The following is a 21,279-nucleotide window of genomic DNA, read 5'->3' as shown; positions in this document are numbered from 1 at the left end:
TAGACATTGCCGTAAAATCGTCACGCTTCTGAAACAGTACATTCATCTACCGACAGGGAATCAGTTGGGAGTCAGTTGTCCCCTTCCTTTTGCCTGTTTCCCGTCGCTTTAAAGATAATCCAACTTCATGACCTTAAAACACTGGGCCCTGGTCGGTGGGGCGGTAGCGTGCCTGAGCAGCTTCTCTGTGATTGCTTCGCCTTGGCTTGAGCCTGGTGATGTTCGCGCCAGATATGCCCTACAAAAGCTGGCAGACCGTGGCCACCTTGACCGAGTTGCTACCACGTGGCCTGTCTCCTGGGCCGACGTCCACAGTGGTGTAGAGCAATCTTCCTTGGCGAGTGATCCGTCTGCAGGAAGCGCATGGGCATACCTACGTTTCGAAATGGAGCAGAATGCTACGGCCGGATTCCGGGCTGAGGCCAGAGTGGCTGGTACATCCGAGCCAACACTTGTGCGCAGTTTTGCCGACAAGCCAGAGCAGCCCGGTGAGCTCAGCCTTGATCTTCAATGGCAGGGAGCGCACTGGGCTTTCGGTTTGAACCCATCGGTCTCTGCGAACCCGGAAGACGATGACACTTTCCGTTTGGATGGAAGCTATCTTGCCGCTACGGTTAACAATTGGGTGTTGGGCGCGGGCGCAATTGATCGATGGTGGGGGCCAGGATGGCAGCACAGCCTGATTTTATCGAACAACGCCCGGCCTCTGCCTTCGGTGTGGCTCAACCGCAACGAGACAACTGCTCCGCAATCCAAGTGGCTTGAATGGGTTGGGCCCTGGCAGTTCAGCGTTTTTGCGGGTCAGATGGAAAGCAACCGCGTGGTTCCGGACACGAAACTGATCGGAATGCGGTTTGGATTCCGGCCAGTAAGCGGTCTTGATATAGGGTTGTCCAGAATACTCATGTTTGGCGGAGAAGGCCGGCCGGAAAACCTCTCCACTGTTTGGGATATCCTTATCGGTAGAGACAACTCCCAAGATGGCCAAGAGAACGACCCTGGCAACCAGCTTGGTAGTATCGACGTTCGCTACGGTTTTGCTGTGGGCGACCAGAGCTTTGGGGTATACGCCCAAATGATGGGCGAGGATGAAGCTGGCGCCTTTCCGGCCCGAAAATCCTGGCTTTTCGGTTCAGATTGGACAAGTTCCTTTTTTGGTGATGGCCAACAGTGGTTTTTAGAATACGCCAACACTCTTGCAGACGATGTGCTGGGCGATCCAATGCCAAATATCACTTACGACCACTTTCGATATCAAACCGGCTATCACTACTATGGCCGCAGCATGGGCGCGAGCATAGATGCAGACGCGGAAGCCCTGGCCTTGGGTATGTTCAATTTCTTTCCGGATGGCAGTAACCTTGGTGTCAGCCTCACCGCAGCCCGCTTTAACAAGGATGGAGTATCGGGAGCAAAAGTTACTGATGCGGCCGTGTTTGCCTATTTGCCGACAAATGCCCAGGACATTGCTTTGCTTGAAACCAGCTATGGTACTGAAGTAATGAATGGTTGGTTGGATCTAAAAGCTAGCCTCACCAGTAAAAAAATTCAACTTGTTGGAGGAGAGAAAGACCAATGGAGTCTCTCTGCCTCTTGGCGTTACCGTTTCTGACATTCAGTAAAACCAACCGGACCCGACACCCGTGAACCTGAAACAAAAACTGATCCTGGCGCTCGCACTTTTGCCTGCCTTGTCCGCCCATGCTCAATCCATTACGCCCGCTCAGATTGAGCAATTCAGATCTCTTCCTAAGGCCCAACAAGAATCTCTGGCCAGCCAATATGGAATCGATCTTGATAGCCTCGGTTCCTCTGGTCAGCAGAGCCAACGCCCTCGGGACGTTCAGGTAGTAGAACCTTTGTCTGATATGCCAGACGAAGAGAGGGAACAGGCCCAGGAAGAAAAACAGCAGGAACAGAAAACCGTAGCAAAAAACGGCGGCCTCAAGCCCTACGGCTACGATCTTTTCAGAGGCAGCCCAACCACCTTTGCTCCGGTAACCGAAATTCCGATTCCTTCTGAATACACCCTGGGCCCTGGTGACGTATTGCGCATTCAACTCTGGGGCAAGGAAAACCAGAACCTGGAATTGCCCATCAGCCGCGATGGGACTATCAGCTTTCCCCAGTCCGGCCCCATGAGCGTGGCAGGGCTTAGCTTTGAAGAAGCCAGCCAACAAATTCGTAAGCGGGTGTCCGAGCAATACATTGGTGTACAAGCCAGTGTCTCACTGGGCGAGCTGCGCAGCATGCGAGTGTTCGTTCTTGGTGAAGCGCGGAACCCCGGCTCATACTCGGTCAGCTCCCTATCAACCATTACCAACGCCTTGTACGTTTCTGGTGGTATCAAGGTAAACGGCTCCCTGCGAAACCTCCAGCACAAGCGCAATGGCAAACTGGTTGGCACCCTCGATCTTTACGATTTGCTGCTCAAGGGCGATAGCTCTAACGACAGCCGCCTGCAGCCAGGCGACGTAATCTTCATTCCACCTGTCGGCAATCGCGTAGGCATAAAGGGCGAGGTGTATCGCCCAGCGCTCTATGAACTGAACCATGAGAACACTCTGGCAGACCTGGTTCGAATGGCTGGCGGCCTTACGCCCCAGGCCTATCCCCAGCGTATCAATATCGAACGCACTAACGACGATTTCCTGCGCATCATTACCGAGGCCGATTACACCGCCGGAAAAGGCAAGAACGCGCGAATTCAGGCCGGTGACACCGTTTCCATTCCCTCGATCTCCGATATCACCGGGCAGTATGTTGAGATCAGTGGCGCGGCCACCCGCCCGGGTCGTTTTGCCTGGATGCCGGGAATGCGGGTGAGTTCCGTAATCAAAAACCTGAACGCAGACCTTACCCCCGTTGCAGACAAGCGCTACGCGGCCATCGTGCGCACGGACAAAGAAACCGACAGCATCTCGGTATTGAACCTTCGCCTGAGAAAAGCAGTACAAAACCCGGGCAGCGAATTTGATACCCCGCTGCAGGAGAAAGACCAGCTGCTGATTTTCTCTGATGCCGGAAAAGTGGAAGGTGGCGAAGAAGGCCGTAACTACACACGGGCCAGCCTGTTTTCGCCTGTGCTCCAGCGCCTGAAGAGCCAGGCCACGCCTTCTTCTCCGCAAAAAACTATTCGCATCACTGGACCAGTAAGGTACCCCGGTGAATACCCCATGCCGGCTTCGCGCCAGCTTTCGGACGCAATTTTTGTGGCGGGTGGACTAAGGGATTCGGCCTCTCTCTTTCACGCTGAAGTCGCCCGATACACCACCGATGAAAACGGCATTGGAAAAACGAATATCCTTAACGTGAACCTGGCAGACGCAATGGCCGGAAATGGCAACCTCGCGCTCCAGAGTCGCGACAGAATTCTGATCAAATCCATACCGGATTTTGCGAAAACCAGCACTATTGTGCTTAAAGGAGAAGTGCGCTATCCCGGTGAGTATACTTTCCGAGACGGTGAAACCCTCAAGCAGGTGATCGAGCGCGCCGGCGGCCTGACCGATAATGCCTTCCCGAGAGGCGCGGTGTTTACCCGAGCCAAATTGCGCCAGTTGGAGGCCCAGCGTTTGCGTGAAGCTGAAGAGCGATTGCAAGGAGATCTGCTCGGTGTCCAATTGGAAGGGGACGGATTAGCTGGGCAAAGTGCAGACCGGGTTCAGCAGGTCGAAAACCTCCTGCAGGATGTTCAGAGCAGCCGACCAGTTGGTCGTATGGTTGTGAATCTGGAAGCTGTGGTTAATGATGAAGGCTACCAGGATATTCGCCTCCAGGATGGCGATACACTGACTGTTCCGACCATTCCCCAGTCCGTCACTGTCTTCGGTGAAGTTCAATTTCCCACTAGCCATTTGCATCAGGCCGGCTTAACCGTAGATGACTACCTTGAACGCTCTGGTGGGCCGACGCGACAGGCCGACGAAAGCCGGGTATACGTGGTAAAAGCGGACGGTTCCGTAATGCTGCCGGAGAAAAGCCGGTGGTTTGGCAGCCGGAGCCAGCAATTGGAGCCGGGTGACACGATCATTATGCCAATCGACGTGGACCGTCTGAACCAGCTGGAGCTGTGGACAAACGTCAGCCAGATTGTTTACCAGATTGCTCTGGGTGCAGCGGCAGTGGGGAATCTTTGATGACTCAGACACCAGAGCCCCAACACTACCCAGATGACGAAATCGACCTCCGCGAGCTGTTCGTCACCCTATGGCGCGGAAAGTGGATAATTATTGCAGTTACTTTCATTTTTGCAGTCGCTGGCGTTGCGTACGCCCTTTCTAAGCCCAACATCTACCAGGCAAGCGCGCTTTTGGCGCCAACTGAGGCCGAAGGCGCTGCAGGCCTGGGAGGACAGTTGGGCGGTTTGGCCAGTCTAGCTGGCGTCAATGTTGGCCAGGATGGCTCGAACAAGGTCGTCATTGCGAAAGAAATCCTTCAGTCCCGAGCATTTCTCACCGAATTCATCCAGAGGCATAATCTGGCGATACCGCTGATGGCGACTTCAGGCTGGAGTATGGAGCGTGAAGAATGGATTTATGACCGAGACGTATACAATCCGGAAACCGATCAGTGGGCTGTGGAGGAGGGCGAAAGCCTGGCGCCGACGAATTGGGACATGGTCAAAAAATTTCGGGAAGACCACCTGAGTGTCAGCGAAAACAACGATAACGGAATGGTTACTGTGAGCGTGAAAAGCCTGTCGCCGCTTGCCGCCAAGAATTGGACGGAGTGGTTGGTGCGGGACATTAATGAGCACATGCGCAAACGGGACGTTCTGGAAGCCGAAGCCAGCATCAATTATCTGGAAGAGAAGTTGCAAGACACCAATATTGCCGGGATGCAACAAGTATTTTACCAGTTGATTGAGAGTGAAACCCGAACGGTTATGCTGGCCAATGCCCAAAAAGAGTATGTTTTCCAGACTGTGGATCCGGCCGTTGTCCCGGAGGAGAAAAGCGAACCAAAAAGGGCCTTGATTGCCGTGATTGCCACAATGATTGGCGGTATGTTGTCGGTTTTTATCGTACTCATCGTGGCCTTTGCAAAGAACGGCAACAGAAGCGAAATAAGCAACAACTGATAAACGGTCATTATAAGTTTTAGAAAAGCTCTATTGATTAGTCGCTTATTTTTCCTCAACTCCTTATTCGAAATGCATGTCTTCAAGAGCTTGAAGGAATTGGCGGGCAAAGCCTGTTTCCAGCTTAAGACAGTCATTTCCCAAATTCAGATACTGTGATAAGTCGCGAGCGTTCGGGCTTCACTCTGATGCTACTTTGGCAGGAATAGAAATGAAATTACTAGTAACAGGCGGGGCTGGTTTTATAGGCTCCGCAGTCATCCGGCATATAATCAATAACACTTCCGATGAAGTGGTCAACCTCGATAAGCTTACCTACGCAGGCAATCTCGAAAGCTTGGCCGATGTGAGCGGGAGTAATCGTTACAGTTTCGAGCAGGTAGATATCTGTAACCGCGCCGAAATCGACCGGGTATTCGCGGAACACCAGCCTGATGCCGTGATGCACTTGGCAGCAGAGAGCCACGTGGATCGTTCTATTGATGGACCTGCCGAATTCATCGAAACGAATATCGTTGGTACTTACACTCTTTTGGAGGCCACCCGCTATTATTGGCAGGCCATGAATGCTGAGAGAAAAGCTCGGTTTCGTTTTCACCACATCAGCACAGATGAAGTATACGGTGACCTGCCGCATCCTGCGGAATTAGAAAATGCTGAAGAGTATCTCTTCAACGAAAAAACTTCATATGCACCAAGCAGTCCCTATTCGGCTAGCAAAGCAAGTTCCGATCATCTTGTGCGAGCTTGGCTGCGCACCTACGGCCTGCCAACACTGGTGACTAACTGCAGCAACAATTACGGGCCGTACCACTTCCCGGAAAAGCTCATTCCGTTGGTAATTCTCAACGCCTTAGAAGGCAAGCCGCTGCCCATATACGGTAAAGGCGACCAGATCCGGGATTGGCTGTATGTGGAAGACCACGCTCAGGCCCTCTACAAGGTCGTCACCGAAGGTACACCGGGCGAGACTTATAATATTGGTGGCCACAACGAAAAACAAAATATCGAAGTTGTGCATACCCTCTGCGACGTGCTTCAGGAATTACGCCCACAGGAAATGAATTACCGGGACCTGATCACTTATGTAAGAGATCGCCCGGGTCATGACATGCGCTATGCAATTGACGCCAGCAAAATCCAGAAAGAGCTCGGCTGGTCCCCGCAAGAAACCTTCGAATCGGGCATCCGTAAAACCGTCCAGTGGTACCTGAGCAATCTGGAATGGTGCCAGCACGTTCAGGATGGCAGCTATCAACGAGAGCGGTTGGGGGTAGGACAGTGAAAATTTTACTCTTGGGTAAAACTGGCCAGGTCGGGTTTGAACTCCTCCGCACTCTTTCCCCGTTGGGGACTGTCAAAGCCCCGGGTAGGGATACGCTGGACTTGATGAACGAAGAGAGCGTGACTAACTACCTAGCCAGTATAAAGCCAGATCTAATCGTAAACGCTGCAGCTTGGACCGCAGTAGACGACGCCGAAGACAACCAAGCTGACGCTGAGCGTCTCAATGCTGGCCTGCCTGAGCAGCTTGCGAGCTATGCCGCCGCCTACCGGATAAGGCTGGTTCATTACAGTAGTGATTACGTTTATCCAGGTGACGGTGACCAGGCTTGGCAGGAAACCAGCGAACCTGCCCCGCTCAGTATTTACGGTAGAACCAAACTTCAGGGCGACCGAGCCATCGAACAAAGCGGCGCAGATTATCTGATATTTCGCACCAGTTGGGTCTACAGTGCTCGCGGCAACAACTTCATGAAAACCATGTTGCGACTTGCGCAAAGTAAAACCGAACTCAACATCGTGGCTGACCAGATTGGCGCACCCACGCCCGCAAGGCTGGTCGCCCAGATATCCTCCCTAGCCATTCACAGGCCGCTGGCGAAAGGGCTATACCATTTGGCACCCAGGGGTGAAACTAGTTGGCAGGGATTTGCTGAGGAGATTTTTCATCTGGCGGGATTTAATATCACAGCAAACTCCATTCCCACCCGTGATTACCCGACTCGAGCCCAACGACCACTGAATTCAAGGATGGAGGTCACCAAACTGGAGCAAGCTCTTTGCATTCAGCTACCAGACTGGCAAGACCAATTACAGCTCACACTAAGCGAATACCTGGAAAATCAATGAAAGGCATTATTCTCGCCGGCGGTTCCGGCACTCGTCTGTACCCGATCACCAGAGGTATATCCAAGCAACTTCTCCCGGTATACGACAAACCGATGATCTATTACCCATTGTCCGTGCTTATGTTGGCGGGAATACGGGAGATTCTCGTAATAACCACACCCGAGGACCAAGACGGTTTTAAGCGCCTCCTCAGTGACGGAAGCCAATGGGGTATTAACCTCAGCTACGCAATGCAACCAAGCCCAGAAGGGCTTGCCCAAGCGTTTATCATCGGTGAAGAGTTCATAGGCGACGACGGTGTATGTCTGGTTCTGGGCGACAATATTTACTACGGCCAGGGCCTAAGTAAATTGCTTCAAACCGCTGCAGCTAGGAATAAAGGGGCGACGGTATTCGGCTACCAAGTTACAGATCCGGAACGATTCGGCGTAGTCGAGTTTGATAATAATCATCGAGTGATCTCCATCGAAGAAAAGCCGGCAAACGCGAAATCAGATTATGCGGTGACCGGTCTCTACTTTTATGACAACGATGTCGTAAACATCGCCAAACAGGTAAAGCCCAGCCATCGTGGTGAATTGGAAATCACCAGTGTGAACCAGGCGTACTTGGAACGAGGTGATCTCAACGTCGAATTGTTAGGCCGGGGGTTTGCCTGGCTGGATACCGGCACCTTCGATTCGCTACATGAAGCCAGCGGTTTTATCGAAACTCTGGAAAAGCGCCAGGGTCTGAAAATAGCTTGCCTGGAAGAAATCGCCTATCGGATGGGCTTCATCGGCGAGGAACAACTGCTGGCGGAGGCAGAAAACCTGAAAAAGAACAGCTACGGCGATTACCTAAAAAAACTGATCAAAACGAAGTAAGCGAACTTTATGAAAATCATTGAGACCAGAATTCCAGAAGTAAAACTTGTCGAGCCGAAAGTGTTCGGTGACGAACGCGGCTTCTTTATGGAAACCTGGAATGACACAGCTTTTCGGGATGCGGGCATCAGTGCGACATTCGTTCAGGATAACCATAGTCGGTCGGTCAAAAACACTCTCCGAGGGCTTCATTACCAAATCCAACAGCCCCAAGGCAAACTGGTGCGAGTGACCCGTGGCGAAGTGCTGGATATAGCGGTTGATGTTCGCCCGCAATCATCCACTTTTGGTCAGTGGGTAGGGGAGTACCTTTCTGAAGAGAACAAACGCATGCTTTGGATACCGCCGGGGTTTGCACATGGTTTTCTGGTAACCAGTGATACGGCGGATTTTCAATACAAGTGTACAGATTTCTATGCGCCTGACCACGAGCGCACCATTTGCTGGAATGACCCCACTCTTAGTATCAACTGGGGCGTTGAGAGTGGTGATAACCCCTTATTATCTGCAAAAGATCGTCAGGGGCAAACCCTGCAACAAGCCCAGGAAGAGTTGAAAGAGTATTACTGAATGATCCCTGTTACCAAACCATACCTTCCCAGCCGAGCAAAGCTTGATCAATACCTGGACGGCATATACGAACGCCAATGGCTGACCAATAATGGCCAGCTTGTTCAAGAACTGACTTGTCGTCTTGAAGAGTATCTGGGGGTGAAAAATCTATTACTGGTGGCTAACGGCACCCTTGCGCTTCAAATTGCGTATCGTGCCTTGGGCGTGAGTGATTCAAGGTCAGACAAGCATCCCGAGGCAATCACAACGCCGTTTAGTTTCATTGCTACTGCCAGTTCACTGAAATGGGACGGGGTGCAGCCGGTGTTCGCGGATATTGACCCCGAAACCTGGTGTCTTGATCCAGGTAACATTGAATCAGCAATTACCGCTCACACTCGTGCAATTGTTCCTGTTCATGTGTTCGGTAACGCCTGCGACTTTGAGGCTATCGACAGCATTGCTGTCCGACACAACCTTAAAGTTATTTATGATGCGTCCCATGCCTTCGGAGTGAATTACGGCAGAAAGAGCCTGCTAGAGCAGGGTGATGCAGCCACGCTCAGTTTTCACGCTACCAAGCTTTTTCATACCTGTGAGGGTGGCGCCATCGTTTTCAGGCGCAAGGAAGACCTAGATCGAGCAAAACAGATGATTAACTTTGGTATTACCGGGCCTGAAAGCATCGAAGAGTTGGGGATCAACGCTAAGATGAACGAGTTGCAGGCTGCAATGGGCTTGTGTGTTCTGGACGAAATCCAACAAAATCTCAAGGCCAGAGAAGATATTTGGCAGCGCTATGAGAAGCGATTGGAGAGGCTGGTGCAACTGCAGACCAAAAGTCGCGAACTGACCTATAACTATGCCTACTTTCCAATAGTACTCGAAAGCGAAATGCAGGCAGTCGCGGTGGCCCACCACTTGAAAGAGAATGGAATTCTGGCCAGACGATATTTTTATCCTTCGCTAGAGTCGGTTACGAGCCTCAATGCGCGGCAAAATCAACCTGTATCAAGCGACATCGCAAGCCGAGTCTTGTGCTTGCCAATATTCTCCGACCTCTCGGAAGAGAGCGTCGACTTAATTCTTGAAAAAACGATAGAGGCTCTATGAATATTCTAGTTACGGGCCAATGCACACTGCATTGGGGCAGGATGGAGTTCGGCAACATCGGGAATTACTACATCACAGAACCTTTTTTCCGTGAATTAAGGCGAGTATTTCCGGCGTCTACGATTAAAACAACCTTCCAGCTGTCAGACCGATTCTGTGATGAAGAATCCGTTTCTACATTGCCTATGGAGCTCTATTATAGCTGGAGCGGCAATGACCTAGCACTGGCGAAGGAAGAAGTAGCGATAGCCGAGCATCATCAAGGCAATGGAGAACTGCCAAAGACCACTCCCTATATCGATGAGCTCCTGTGGGCTGATTTAATTGTCGACTTTAGTGGTGACATTTGGGGTGATAACGCTGATTTTCTGGGTCCAGATCGATTCGAAGTGGGCTTGCTCAAGAATAAGGCCGCACAGTTGCTTGGTAAAAAGACCGTTATGTTGGCGGGCTCACCGGGCCCGTTCGCAAATCCCGAACTTAAGCACATGGCTAAAGAGGTATATAGCGGCTTTGACCTGGTTACCAACCGGGAGCCCTTGAGTACGCGTTTGCTGGAGGACGAGGGGTTCGATTGCTCCAATACTCTCACATTGGCTTGCCCAGCTTTCCTTTTCGAACCTGCCTCGCAGAGCGTCGTCGAAGAGGTAGTGAAAAGTATCTATGATTTTGGTGGCCCCGAACCTAAACCGGTTGTCGGCTTTATTCTGTGTGGCTGGAATTTTGAGCAAGGCCCCTTCGACAAGTGGCCCCGAAATGATGAGGATTACAGCGTTTTTGCAGAAGCAGTAGAGTTCATATCTGAAGAGCTTGGGGCCAGAGTTTGCCTTATGTCGCACTCTAATGGTTTTGACATCCCCCCAGAACCTTTCAGGCTGAAGCACGGTCGTGATTACCCGATTATAAAGCAGCTCCAGAGTGTTATCGAAGATCGGGGAGTTGCTGAAGACGTAATGGCGTTAGATGGCGTGTATGGTGCCTGGGAAACAAAGGCCATTATCAAATCATTCGATATGCTCGTAAGTGGCCGTGTACATGCTGCGGTAGCGGCATTATCTCAGAGCATACCAACAGTCGTTATCGACTATGGCCATGAGCCAAAAGCGCACAAACTCAAAGGATTCGCAACCATCGCGGGTGCGGAGGAGTTCGTGGTGGACCCCTCCTCACCAGGAGCTTTAAAAGCCGGAATCAAGGATTGTTGGAATCGCCGGGAGCAATATCGTAATTATCTGTCTTCCCATATTCCGGCGGTACGGAAACAGGCGAAAACCCACTTCGATTTGTTGAAGAGCTTGTAATATGTCTGTTGGCAATCGTGTCGCTATTATGCAACCGTATTTCCTGCCATATCTAGGGTATTGGCAGCTGATGGCGAATGTGGACGAGTTCGTAGTCTACGATGACATACAGTTCACGAAAAAAGGCTGGATTCAAAGGAATCGATATATCAATGGCGGCAAAGACCAGATGTTCACTTTGCCGCTGAAGAAAGATTCCGATTATCTGGATGTGTATGAGCGCCGTTTATCAGACTCTTGGCCCGTAGAACGGGAAAAGCTTTATCGTAAATTGAAGGCGGCTTACCAGAAGGCACCATATTTTCAGGAAATTGCTCCACTTCTGGAAGCTTGTCTTTTTCATGCTTCAACGAACCTTTTTGATTTTATTTTTAACTCTATTAATAAAATCTGCCAGCGTCTGGAGATAAATACAAGGCTGTTAGTTTCGTCTCAGTTGGGTGATACTGCTCAGCTGAAGGGTCAAGATCGCGTTCTAAAAATCTGTGATTTGCTAGAGGCGACTGAGTACGTAAACCCGATTGGCGGACAGGCGCTATACAAAAAAGAAGACTTTGCTCGCCAAGGTGTCGATCTTAAATTCCATGAGATCGACCAAGTTTTCTATAAACAGTTCGGCAAAGAGTTCATTCCGAACCTCTCTATTATAGACGTTCTGTTTTTCAATGGCATAGAAAAGACCAAAACTCTTCTCAGATGTTATAAAATTCATGAATAAGTTCGTGATTGAGAAATCTAGCTCAGAGAATCGAATTCTTGATTTCCTGTTGTCTGTAGACCGTGAGTTCACTCCCTTCCTCAGCGATAAAGTGGATTTGCCAGAATACGCACACAAACTGGCAAAAAGAGCACAGAGTTTATTCCTAGTAATGGAAGGCCAAGATGTAGGCCACGCTGCATACTATTCCAATGACTTGCAGAGCAGGACAGCCTTCCTCACTTCTATCTGTGTAAAACCAGCCCTAAGAGGAATCGGGTTGGCAGAATTCTTGTTGGAGAATGTGTTTGAAGGCGCCATGAAGGATGGGATGGAAAAGCTCTCTTTGGAAGTCGATGCAAGGAATCAGGTTGCAGTCAGGTTTTATAGTAAACATGGTTTCAATGCTTGCGGTAACAACCGGATGGGGCGTGACATAACAGAACATGGTACCGCCGGGATCACTCCGGGTGAAAAACGATCCCGGAAGAACACCCCGCATCTATGAAAGACATTAATCGAAAAATTGGGATTGGTGTGCTTTGGAACTTTGCCGGTTTGTTCATGACGCGCGGGGCGTCCACGCTTTTTACGATTTTTCTTGCTCGTGTGCTTACGCCGGAGGTATTCGGGCTTGTCGCCATGGCCATGGTGGTATTTGAGTTATCGAATGCGCTCATCAATTCGGGACTCAGCCAAGCGCTGATTCGCAGTAAGTCTGTTACAAAAGCAGATCTCAATACAGTATTTCTGACAAACCTGGCATTGAGCGGCGTTGTATACGTAACGCTTTTCCTTGGAGCCCCCTTCGTAGCCGAGTTCTACAACCAGCCAGAGCTTACCGACCTTATTCGGATAGTCGGGTTGATTGTATTTATAAACGCTACCAAGGTTGTGCAAACGGCGATACTCAGCCGTGAAATGAACTTCAAGGCCCAGATGAAGGCCAACACAACCGGTGTTGTCATATCGGGGGCTCTGGCGATCTATATGGCGTATGCAGGTTGGGGCGTCTGGAGCCTTGCAGCACAAATGCTAAGCTCAGCGCTGGTTTCGGCCATCGTGCTGTGGCTGGCGAGCAATTGGCGGCCAGCGCTGCAATTTAGCTTCGAGTCATTGGCGAAGCTGTTCAAGTTCGGTAAAAACCTGCTTGCCGAGGAGTTTCTGCAGGTTCTTTTCGAAAACTCATACGTGTTGGTCATTGGTCGTTTTTTCAGCGCAGAACTGACAGGTCTGTATTTCTTTGCACAAAAAATCACACAGCTGGTTTCCCGCCAGCTAACGTTTGCCGTTCAGCAGGCGACCTTTCCAGCGTTATCAACATTACAGGAGGATAATGCTGCCCTGCGAACGAAATATAGTCAGATTCTGCAAGTCATGATGCTCGTGATCGCCTCTGTAATGGCGTTACTCGCTGGGCTGGCAGCCCCCCTATTCAACCTCCTGTTCGACGAGCATTGGAAAGCTGCCGTGCCGTATCTGCAATTGCTCTGTGTGGTTGGCGCGATCTATCCGTTGCACGCTTTGAATGTCAATCTTCTCAATGTGAAAGGTCGTTCGGATCTTGTACTGAAAGTAGGACTACTTAAGAAAGCTGTGAGTCTATCATTACTATTTATTGCGATACCCTATGGCGTAAAAGGTATTGTGGTTGGCCAGATCATAGGGTCGTTATTAGCGCTGGTGCCAAATACCTATTTCTCCAGAACATTGGTCGACTATGGTCTTGCTGCCCAATTGTCTGATGCAGCCAAACCAATGCTTGTAGCATCGGTTGCTGGAGGCGTTGCATTGGGAGTTTCAAATCTCATTACTGCTCAGCCACTTTTGTCACTGCTCTTCGGGGGCTTTTCAGGTGCCACCATTGCATTGGTCTTGAGTATTGCACTCAAAATTCACGGTACAAGATATGTAGTTAACAAACTTAGATTTTTGAGACCAATAAACAGGTTACTGTGAATTAGTAAGCAAGAGGCACTGATGAAACGCTTTATCGTACACACCCCGATATACCGAGAAAACAGTGGGGGAATAATCGTTCTTCACAAGCTGGCGAGCCTCCTCAGGGCTATGGGGCACGACGTAAGAATCTGGCCACACCAAAAACCTGCGATTTATGAACTAGCCACGAGTCTCGGCTGGAAGAAGGTGGTTCTTTGGGCTGCATACCGAGCTCTCCATCTGATGGGACGGAAAGATATAAGGTCGCCATACGAGCTTCGACTGGCTCGTCATAAAGATCTCAATAATTCCGTTGTTTTATACCCTGAAATCGTTGCTGGAAATCCGCTTCGATCACCAAATGTAGTTCGGTGGCTGCTTAATAAGCCAGGAGTCATCAACGGTAATTTCGATTTTGGCGAAAATGAATTGTTTTTCTTTTATCAAGAAAAGTTTAATGACTGGGCTCTTAATCCAGATGAGACGAAAAGGCTGACAGTTACCGAATTGATGAGCGACATCTATGTCAATAATAATTCGAGCTCACGCAATGGCCAGTGTTACATGGTTCGTAAGGGCAGGGACCGTGCACTTGATTACCATGACCGAGGTGCCCTCAATGTCGATGATATTGGGCATAAAAAACTGGCAGAGATTTTTAACCAATATAAGTATTTTGTCTGTTATGACCCCTACACAATGTATTGTCGTTACGCTGCGATGTGTGGGTGTATCCCGGTTGTGGTCCCCCAACCCGGTGTATCAAAAGAAGAATGGCGCCCTGAAATATTCAACCGGTATGGAATTGCCTATGGCTGGGAAGACGTACCTTGGGCGCTTGAGACGAGGCCAAAGCTTATGGAGTTTCTTTCAGTGTCGGAGCAAAGAAATGAGGAGATGGTGAGGAACTTCGTTGCTTTGGTAGAGAAACGGTTTAGTGACCAAATACATCTATCAACTTGGTGAATACGAGACGACATGAAAGTATCGATCGCTATGGCCAGCTACAACGGTGCAGGATACATACAAGAACAGCTAAAAAGTTTCGCCGACCAAACTCGCACACCAGACGAACTCATCATCACGGACGATTGTTCTACAGATGAAACTGAAGCTATTGTCCGAGAATTCGCTAAAACGGCACCATTCAATGTTGAATTTTATAGAAATAACGAAAACCTTGGCTACTGCGGAAACTTCAACGCAGCGTTAATGAAAACGACCGGAGACTTGGTATTCCTGAGTGATCAAGACGATGTTTGGTTCCCTGAGAAAATCGAACATATAGTTTCAGTGGCAGACCGAAACCCAAAATTTTGGTTAATAACCAATGATGCTGCACTTACAGATGGTGCGCTGAATGAAGTTGGCCTTACAAAGCTCGGCCAAATTAGCGACGCAGGCATGCCCTTAGAGCGATTTGTGATGGGCTGCTGCTGTGCGCTAAGAAGAGAGCTACTGGATTTGGCATTACCAATCCCAGAAGCGTTTGATGCCCATGATGCGTGGTTAGTTTGGTTTGCAGATGGACTTAACAAAAGGTACGTGGAGGAGCGCGTTCTTCAATACTACAGGCGACATGAAAATAACGAATCAGACTTTATTGTTAATCGCACGGTGCGAATGACAAAGTGGGCATCTTACAAAGAGAGCCTCATCAAAGCTTTTTCCGATTCTTCGGAAGAACTTGAGTTAGCTAAGATCAAGAGATTAAAAATATTTCACTCCGGAGTGCAAAAATCAAAAGACAAAGCAGCGTCGGCGAACATTGCAGAGTTGGATGACCTCGATAAATCAATTAGTCTGCATATTCAAAACCTAGAGGAAAGGTCGGAAATTAGGAGGCAAGCCTTTTTTTTCAGGGCGTTAGGTGCTGCCCTCTATTGGTCAAAAGGAGGATACTCCTCTAGATACGGTTTTAAAGGCTTGCTTCGAGATCTAATTGGTTGAGAATGTCTTTACTGATTCCTTGTTTTTTATGATCGCCAGGATTTAGGGGCTTGAACAAGAAAAACGTTGACCTTGCAGGTCTCTGTGATTTTTCGGTGAAAAGAATTGACTAACCTCATCCTTATTGCTTTTACAGTTTTTTTAGTTTATCCAAGCTTGTTGATTAAGTCGTATCGCGACCGATATTTTGATGTCGCATTTTTGATTTTTTTAGTTTTCCTGTTTTCGGTGTTTTTGGGGTTTAGGAGTTTGAGCTCCGGAGCAGACACTTATAACTACCATAGCTATTACTTAAGCTTTATCGAAGGTGGGGTTAGAGAATTCAAATTTGAACCTCTGTTTTATCTGATCAATAAAGGTTTCAGCTTTTTTCTTCCTCCAGTCTATTTTATTTATTTTCTAACTGCAGTTCAGTGTATTTTAATTGTAGCTGTTTGTTTTAAATTAAAAATCAAATCTAAGTTATTTGCCTTTATTGCGTTCGTTGCATTTCTTCCGGGTCTTGATATGATGACCAATGGTCTAAGGCAGGGCTTGGCGTCGTACCTCGGTATGTATTTGTTGGTTTTTTTGATTGATAAACCAAAATTTTACCGAGCGGTCTTGGCATTACCGATATTTATTCACTATTCATATGTTTTGATGCTTTTTGGTTTAATCTTAAGGGTATTTGTTAATAAATTTGAGGCGAAAAAGTTTTGTTATATTTTGTCATGTATGCTTTTTTTTGCTTGGGGCTCCGGGGGAGGCGACACCTTAGTAAATCTATTGCTGAAGCTTCCATTCTCAGATAATTATTTAATTTTTGCTGCGATTAAGTACCTAACGCTTCAAGATGGACTTTTTTCAGATTCCGTTAAAGCGTATTTTGCGGCTTTGTCCCTTCTGCTTACAGGTATTTATTTTTTGCATGGCCAATTAAATAGTATCGTTCAGACAGATAAAGTCTTCAATCTCTTGTTCTCTGTGTCTTTGGTTGGAAATCTTCTCTATTCTGCCGTATTTTTCTCAGAGTATTCGTATAGATTCTTCTATGTTTTTTATCCGATCCAGGCGCTGACGTTTGCCTATTTCTTCAGTAAATATGTAAACAATTTTTATTGGAGAGCCTTGATTTTCGCGATTCTTTTAATGAACATTCTCATTACTTATTCAACCAATACCTTTCTAGAGATGGATCTTATTTCTGTGCTTTGATTGGTTTTACAGGTACGGTATGAAGTTTAATTTTCTTGTCAGTCTTTACAGAGATAGCTATTTTTATAATGAATATGGCCCATCAGTAAGAGATCTTCAGATTTTAGAGACTCTTGCGAACAATCAGTCTGTGTCCTCGATAGTCGCTTTAAATAGACCGGTTTCTATAGTTGAGAGAAGTTTAGGTCGAAAAATCTCGGGTAAATCTTTTGAGATTAATAAGGTCACCACCATTGATGGCCTTTCGAAAGATCTTTTTGGGCCGCTTAGAGGAAGAGCTTGGGCTCGAAAGATTTATCCTAAATTAATTGAAGATAGTCTGGCGAAATTTTGGAAGGAAGATTGCGTGAACGTCTTTCTAGACTTTCTTCCTATTGGTTGCTTTTCTAAATACAGCTTGGATGGCTGGCTGTATTGGTACGACTTTATCGACAATTTTGTAAAGCACAATAGGTTCTCTGATTTTCAGAAGTCATTAGTTGAAGAGAAATATCAATTTGTCGAGGCCCATGCTAATGTTGTTACTGGTGTTAGCGATGCGTGTCTTCGTAGCAGGAATTGGCGATCCGACACAGACCCTGTAATCGTGTCCAATAAAATTTTTTTGGCAGCTGGTGCGGAGAGACTTGCAGATCATGAATCCGAGCCTGAATTCGATTTCGGTTTCTTAGGTTTTATTACGGATAAATTTGACCTCGGAGTTTTAAAAGAAATTGCTGAAAAATATTCCATTGTTGTTTATGGAAAAGCGCTAGATAAAGGGGTATATAGGGAGCTAAAAAAAATACCTAACGTTTGTTTGCGTGGGAAGTTCACATATTCAGATATTCCTCGGTTAATTAGTACTTTTAAGGTTGGTCTTATTCCTTACTTAGAAGATAAGAGTCATGATGGATCTCCATTGAAGTTGTATGAATACATGAAGTATAATCGTCCTTGCCTCACTTCAATGGATTTTGAGATTAATAATTCGGAATTTATAGTAAACTACAACAAGTGTTCAGATTTTTTGAACGAGGCTGAGAGAATGCTGGGTAATTCTGGTTCAGACCAAATTTCAAGTTCTATAAAGCCTGATTGGTACTTGAGTAGTGCGATAGAAGGCATCTTAAGCATTATCGATGAAAAGTGGTGTTGATGCCCTGTTTTAATTTTTTGGCTTTTTGTCTATTGATTACTGAACAAGCCTTTCCCACTAATAGCATTTTGGGGATTTTCTAAACTTCAAGGCTGCTCCACGGGGTGTTCCTCTGGAATAAAGTGCTTTTTCTCTTTTTAGAAGAATTCAATGTTCCGTGCGGCGTCCATACTTTTTTTCATGCCTAAATGGTCTGTCACTGGCTGTAGCTCGAAGGTTTTTTCGCTCTTTGGTTTGGCCAATGAGAGCGGAATGTTTTATGAGGTCTATGCCGACTTGAGTGAAAGGTTCCACTTGTTTTGATTAAAATCACAACCCAAAAAGCGCTTCTGGTTAGCTCTTGAAATATAATAGAACCTTTTTTAGTAGTTGGTTTCGGCAAAGGCGTTATTCTTTCATGTCTTGTTTAATATATATTTTGGAAAAATAATTTTGTTTTTTTTAAATAAAGATTTTTTTTAAAAACTTTGATTTCTTTATTTAAAATCGCGTGGGGGTTTCTTATTCCAAAAACACTTTGCAGAAAAGGTGGACTTATTATTGCTGCTTTGAGTCCCTCTGGAGATTGGGGATATTAGTCTAAATTGCGTTTTTTTGGGGGAGATTGCTTTCTGATGTCAGGCCTGAGTTGTACAATCATTGGTACTGTCGGCGTGCCAGCCAACTACGGAGGTTTCGAGACGCTTGCTGAAAACCTAGTGGGGTTCCACAGTACACACAGACCGGGCGGTCAACTAAGCGTTTACTGCTCGGCGAAAGCATTTGATACGCACCCTGCCAAATACCGCGGTGCTGAACTGCGCTATATCAACCTGAATGCCAATGGCTCTCAATCTGTACCATATGATGTGCTCTCCCTTTTCGATGCGATTCGGCGTAGGTCGGATGTTATCGTATTGCTTGGTGTTTCGGGCGCACTCGCGTTGCCTCTAGTTCGGCTGGTGTCGCGCGCCCGTGTGCTTACAAATATTGACGGAATTGAATGGAAGCGCGGTAAATGGCGTGGTTTGGCGCGGCTGATTCTTCGCTGGTCTGAACGGGTAGCGGTTCGGTGGTCCCATGTCGTTATAGCAGATAATGTAGCTATCGCAGATCATGTTCGAAACCGCTATGGTGCTGAATGTCATGTTATCGCCTATGGGGGCGATCACGCTCTAGCATCGCAACCAGTTGCAGATCCTACGCTGAAGTTGCCAGACAAATACTCTCTCGCGCTTTGCCGTATTGAGCCTGAAAATAACGTAGCGATGATTCTTGAGGCTTTTGCCCGAATGCCTGAGCGCCAGCTAGTTTTCGTGGGTAATTGGGACAATAGCGATTATGGTCGGGAGCTCCGGGAGCGATATCGCGCTTATGCGAATCTAAATCTGATTGACCCGATCTATGATGGAGGTCGTCTCCGTTGGGTCCGTGACGGTGCGAGAGCCTATATTCACGGACATTCGGCCGGAGGAACGAATCCATCACTTGTGGAAATGATGCATTTCGGAATTCCTGTTTTTGCCCATGGTTGCAGTTTTAATCGCCACACGACCGAAGGTTGTGCCAGTTATTTTGAAAGCGTTGAGAGTCTTATAGCAGAGGTCGAGAAGATAGACGATGCGCGAGGGCAGGAGATCGGGGGGCATATGCGGGAGATTGCACAAAGGCGCTACACCTGGAAGCACGTCGGCCGTGCCTACTTCGACCTGATGGAAATCTCATCTCAGAAAAATTAAATGACATCGATAGGCGCGTTTGAATGGAACCGTTCAGCCGTTTGGGCTTTCGACCAGAGTATAGCGTATGTCTCCAGAGACATTCCCATTCCCGTTGATCGGCATTTTCTTCTAGTACTTTTGAACAAGGTTTTCGACACCCCCATGAATTATGAAACGCCGGCGCTCGCTACATCGTCTTTAGTTTTTAAAAATTATGCGTAAAGGTACCATTCTTTAAATGAAAAAAATTGCAGTAATTGGGCTCGGCTATGTGGGGCTTCCGCTAGCCGCTGCTTTTGGTGAAAAACGATCGGCGTTGGGGTTTGACATCAATTCCAAGCGGATAAGCGATCTGCGGGAAGGAATCGACACCACTCGGGAGTTATCTTCGCAGGAGTTGGCTGCAGCGAACCGGTTATCGTTTACAGACAATCTGGAAGAATTGGCGGATTGCACGGTGTTCATTGTCACAGTGCCCACACCCATTGATGAGTTCAACACCCCGGATCTGACCCCCTTGGTTCGGGCGAGTGAGACAGTGGGTAAGGTGCTCAAGGCAGGGGACATTGTTATCTATGAATCGACTGTGTACCCCGGCGCCACCGAAGAGGTCTGTGTGCCAGTACTGGAACGGGTGTCAGGTCTGTCTTTCAATAAGGACTTTTACGCTGGTTATAGCCCGGAACGCATCAACCCGGGAGATAAGGAGCACAGGGTGACGACAATAGTGAAGGTTACCTCTGGCTCCACTCCAGAGGTGGCCGATGAAGTCGATGCTCTGTATGCCGACATTATTACGGCAGGTACCCACAAGGCCAGTTCCATTAAAGTTGCGGAAGCCGCCAAGGTCATTGAGAACACCCAGCGTGACCTTAACATTGCTCTGATGAATGAGCTGGCTATGATTTTTGCTCGTCTTGGGATTGATACACACGAGGTATTGGCAGCCGCAGGCACCAAGTGGAACTTCCTGCCGTTCAAACCTGGCCTGGTGGGCGGCCACTGTATCGGGGTGGATCCCTACTACCTCACCCACAAGGCTGAAGCCATTGGTTACCACCCTGAGGTTATTCTGGCGGGCCGCCGGGTAAATGATGGCATGGGGCCTTATGTGGCTGCCGAATTGATTAAACGCATGATTAAGGAGGGCCATGCTGTTGCGAATGCGCGGGTCCTGGTGATGGGACTGACTTTCAAGGAGAACTGCCCGGACCTTCGAAATACAAGGGTTATCGATGTAATTCAGGAGTTACAGGACTTCGGCTGCCAAGTGCATGTAACGGACTGCTGGGCTGATAAAGCCGAAGCTCAGCAAGAATACGGTATTTCCCTGGTGGAGGAGCTTATTCCTGAGAATTACCAGGCCATTGTGTTGGCTGTACCTCACCGGGAGTACGCCGCTATGAGAGCTGCGGACCTCCGCCGGCTTTTGAGTGCTGATGGAGTGCTGTTTGACCTGAAGGGTGCGTTGCCGCTCGGCGACGCGGACCTCCGGCTTTAACCAAGCCCCCCAACCAAGGTTTTCTTTATTATGTGCGGAATAGTTGCTGCTTTAACGCACTGTGAAATTGCTCCTTTTCTGATCAATGGTCTCACCCTTGAATTCAG

Annotated in this window: 18 protein-coding genes; all 18 read left to right on the top strand. The window is 48.2% G+C overall.

The features are described from left to right. Window positions 1-427 precede the first annotated feature (427 nt). The 18 genes from AC13DD_RS11580 to tviB all read left to right on the top strand — a co-directional run bounded on the left by AC13DD_RS11580 (window position 428) and on the right by tviB (window position 21,172). A complete protein-coding gene (locus AC13DD_RS11580; RefSeq protein WP_482931190.1) occupies window positions 428-1,612 on the top strand; it encodes a capsule assembly Wzi family protein in 1,185 nt (394 codons plus the stop codon). Window positions 1,613-1,643: 31 nt separating this feature from the next. After that, on the top strand, window positions 1,644-4,139 hold the full coding sequence (locus AC13DD_RS11575; RefSeq protein ID WP_482931189.1) for an SLBB domain-containing protein: 2,496 nt from the start codon (window positions 1,644-1,646) through the stop codon (window positions 4,137-4,139). Next, window positions 4,139-5,083 (top strand): Wzz/FepE/Etk N-terminal domain-containing protein, encoded by a 945-nt coding sequence (locus AC13DD_RS11570; protein ID WP_482931188.1) that lies wholly within the window; start codon window positions 4,139-4,141, stop codon window positions 5,081-5,083. Before AC13DD_RS11575 ends, AC13DD_RS11570 begins: the two co-directional genes overlap by 1 nt. Window positions 5,084-5,294: 211 nt before the next feature. Continuing rightward, window positions 5,295-6,368: a dTDP-glucose 4,6-dehydratase gene (gene rfbB, locus AC13DD_RS11565; RefSeq protein WP_482931187.1), complete on the top strand. Its 1,074-nt coding sequence runs from the start codon at window positions 5,295-5,297 to the stop codon at window positions 6,366-6,368. Continuing rightward, complete coding sequence (gene rfbD, locus AC13DD_RS11560; protein WP_482931186.1) at window positions 6,365-7,216, top strand: dTDP-4-dehydrorhamnose reductase; 852 nt, start codon at window positions 6,365-6,367, stop codon at window positions 7,214-7,216. Before rfbB ends, rfbD begins: the two co-directional genes overlap by 4 nt. Beyond that, window positions 7,213-8,082, top strand: a complete 870-nt coding sequence (rfbA, locus tag AC13DD_RS11555) for a glucose-1-phosphate thymidylyltransferase RfbA (protein WP_482931185.1) — start codon at window positions 7,213-7,215, stop codon at window positions 8,080-8,082. Before rfbD ends, rfbA begins: the two co-directional genes overlap by 4 nt. 9 nt (window positions 8,083-8,091) lie before the next feature. Continuing rightward, window positions 8,092-8,652: a dTDP-4-dehydrorhamnose 3,5-epimerase gene (gene rfbC, locus AC13DD_RS11550; protein ID WP_482931184.1), complete on the top strand. Its 561-nt coding sequence runs from the start codon at window positions 8,092-8,094 to the stop codon at window positions 8,650-8,652. Then, on the top strand, window positions 8,653-9,747 hold the full coding sequence (locus AC13DD_RS11545) for a DegT/DnrJ/EryC1/StrS family aminotransferase (protein ID WP_482931183.1): 1,095 nt from the start codon (window positions 8,653-8,655) through the stop codon (window positions 9,745-9,747). It abuts the gene before it with no gap. Continuing rightward, on the top strand, window positions 9,744-11,048 hold the full coding sequence (locus tag AC13DD_RS11540; protein ID WP_482931182.1) for a polysaccharide pyruvyl transferase family protein: 1,305 nt from the start codon (window positions 9,744-9,746) through the stop codon (window positions 11,046-11,048). The genes AC13DD_RS11545 and AC13DD_RS11540 overlap by 4 nt, the downstream gene beginning before the upstream one ends. Window position 11,049: 1 nt before the next feature. Continuing rightward, on the top strand, window positions 11,050-11,766 hold the full coding sequence (locus AC13DD_RS11535) for a WbqC family protein (RefSeq protein WP_482931181.1): 717 nt from the start codon (window positions 11,050-11,052) through the stop codon (window positions 11,764-11,766). 4 nt (window positions 11,767-11,770) lie between these two features. Beyond that, a complete protein-coding gene (locus AC13DD_RS11530) occupies window positions 11,771-12,253 on the top strand; it encodes a GNAT family N-acetyltransferase (RefSeq protein ID WP_482931180.1) in 483 nt (160 codons plus the stop codon). Continuing rightward, window positions 12,250-13,704 (top strand): lipopolysaccharide biosynthesis protein, encoded by a 1,455-nt coding sequence (locus tag AC13DD_RS11525; RefSeq protein ID WP_482931179.1) that lies wholly within the window; start codon window positions 12,250-12,252, stop codon window positions 13,702-13,704. Before AC13DD_RS11530 ends, AC13DD_RS11525 begins: the two co-directional genes overlap by 4 nt. Window positions 13,705-13,725: 21 nt before the next feature. Further along, window positions 13,726-14,652, top strand: coding sequence for a hypothetical protein (locus AC13DD_RS11520; RefSeq protein WP_482931178.1), 927 nt, complete (start codon window positions 13,726-13,728; stop codon window positions 14,650-14,652). A gap of 12 nt (window positions 14,653-14,664) precedes the next feature. Beyond that, window positions 14,665-15,636, top strand: coding sequence for a glycosyltransferase (locus tag AC13DD_RS11515; protein WP_482931177.1), 972 nt, complete (start codon window positions 14,665-14,667; stop codon window positions 15,634-15,636). Between the two features lie 105 nt (window positions 15,637-15,741). Continuing rightward, window positions 15,742-16,833 (top strand): EpsG family protein, encoded by a 1,092-nt coding sequence (locus tag AC13DD_RS11510; protein WP_482931176.1) that lies wholly within the window; start codon window positions 15,742-15,744, stop codon window positions 16,831-16,833. 19 nt (window positions 16,834-16,852) lie between these two features. Further along, window positions 16,853-17,971, top strand: a complete 1,119-nt coding sequence (locus AC13DD_RS11505; protein ID WP_482931175.1) for a hypothetical protein — start codon at window positions 16,853-16,855, stop codon at window positions 17,969-17,971. Window positions 17,972-18,585: 614 nt separating this feature from the next. After that, window positions 18,586-19,689 carry a DUF1972 domain-containing protein gene (locus AC13DD_RS11500; RefSeq protein ID WP_482931174.1) on the top strand — a complete coding sequence of 368 codons (1,104 nt, stop codon included), beginning with the start codon at window positions 18,586-18,588 and terminating at the stop codon, window positions 19,687-19,689. A gap of 220 nt (window positions 19,690-19,909) precedes the next feature. Next, a complete protein-coding gene (gene tviB, locus AC13DD_RS11495; RefSeq protein ID WP_482931173.1) occupies window positions 19,910-21,172 on the top strand; it encodes a Vi polysaccharide biosynthesis UDP-N-acetylglucosamine C-6 dehydrogenase TviB in 1,263 nt (420 codons plus the stop codon). Window positions 21,173-21,279 lie beyond the last annotated feature (107 nt).

The sequence above is a fragment of the Marinobacter sp. L-13 genome, assembly GCF_056857715.1.
This window is presented reverse-complemented; position numbering and strand designations above follow the sequence as displayed.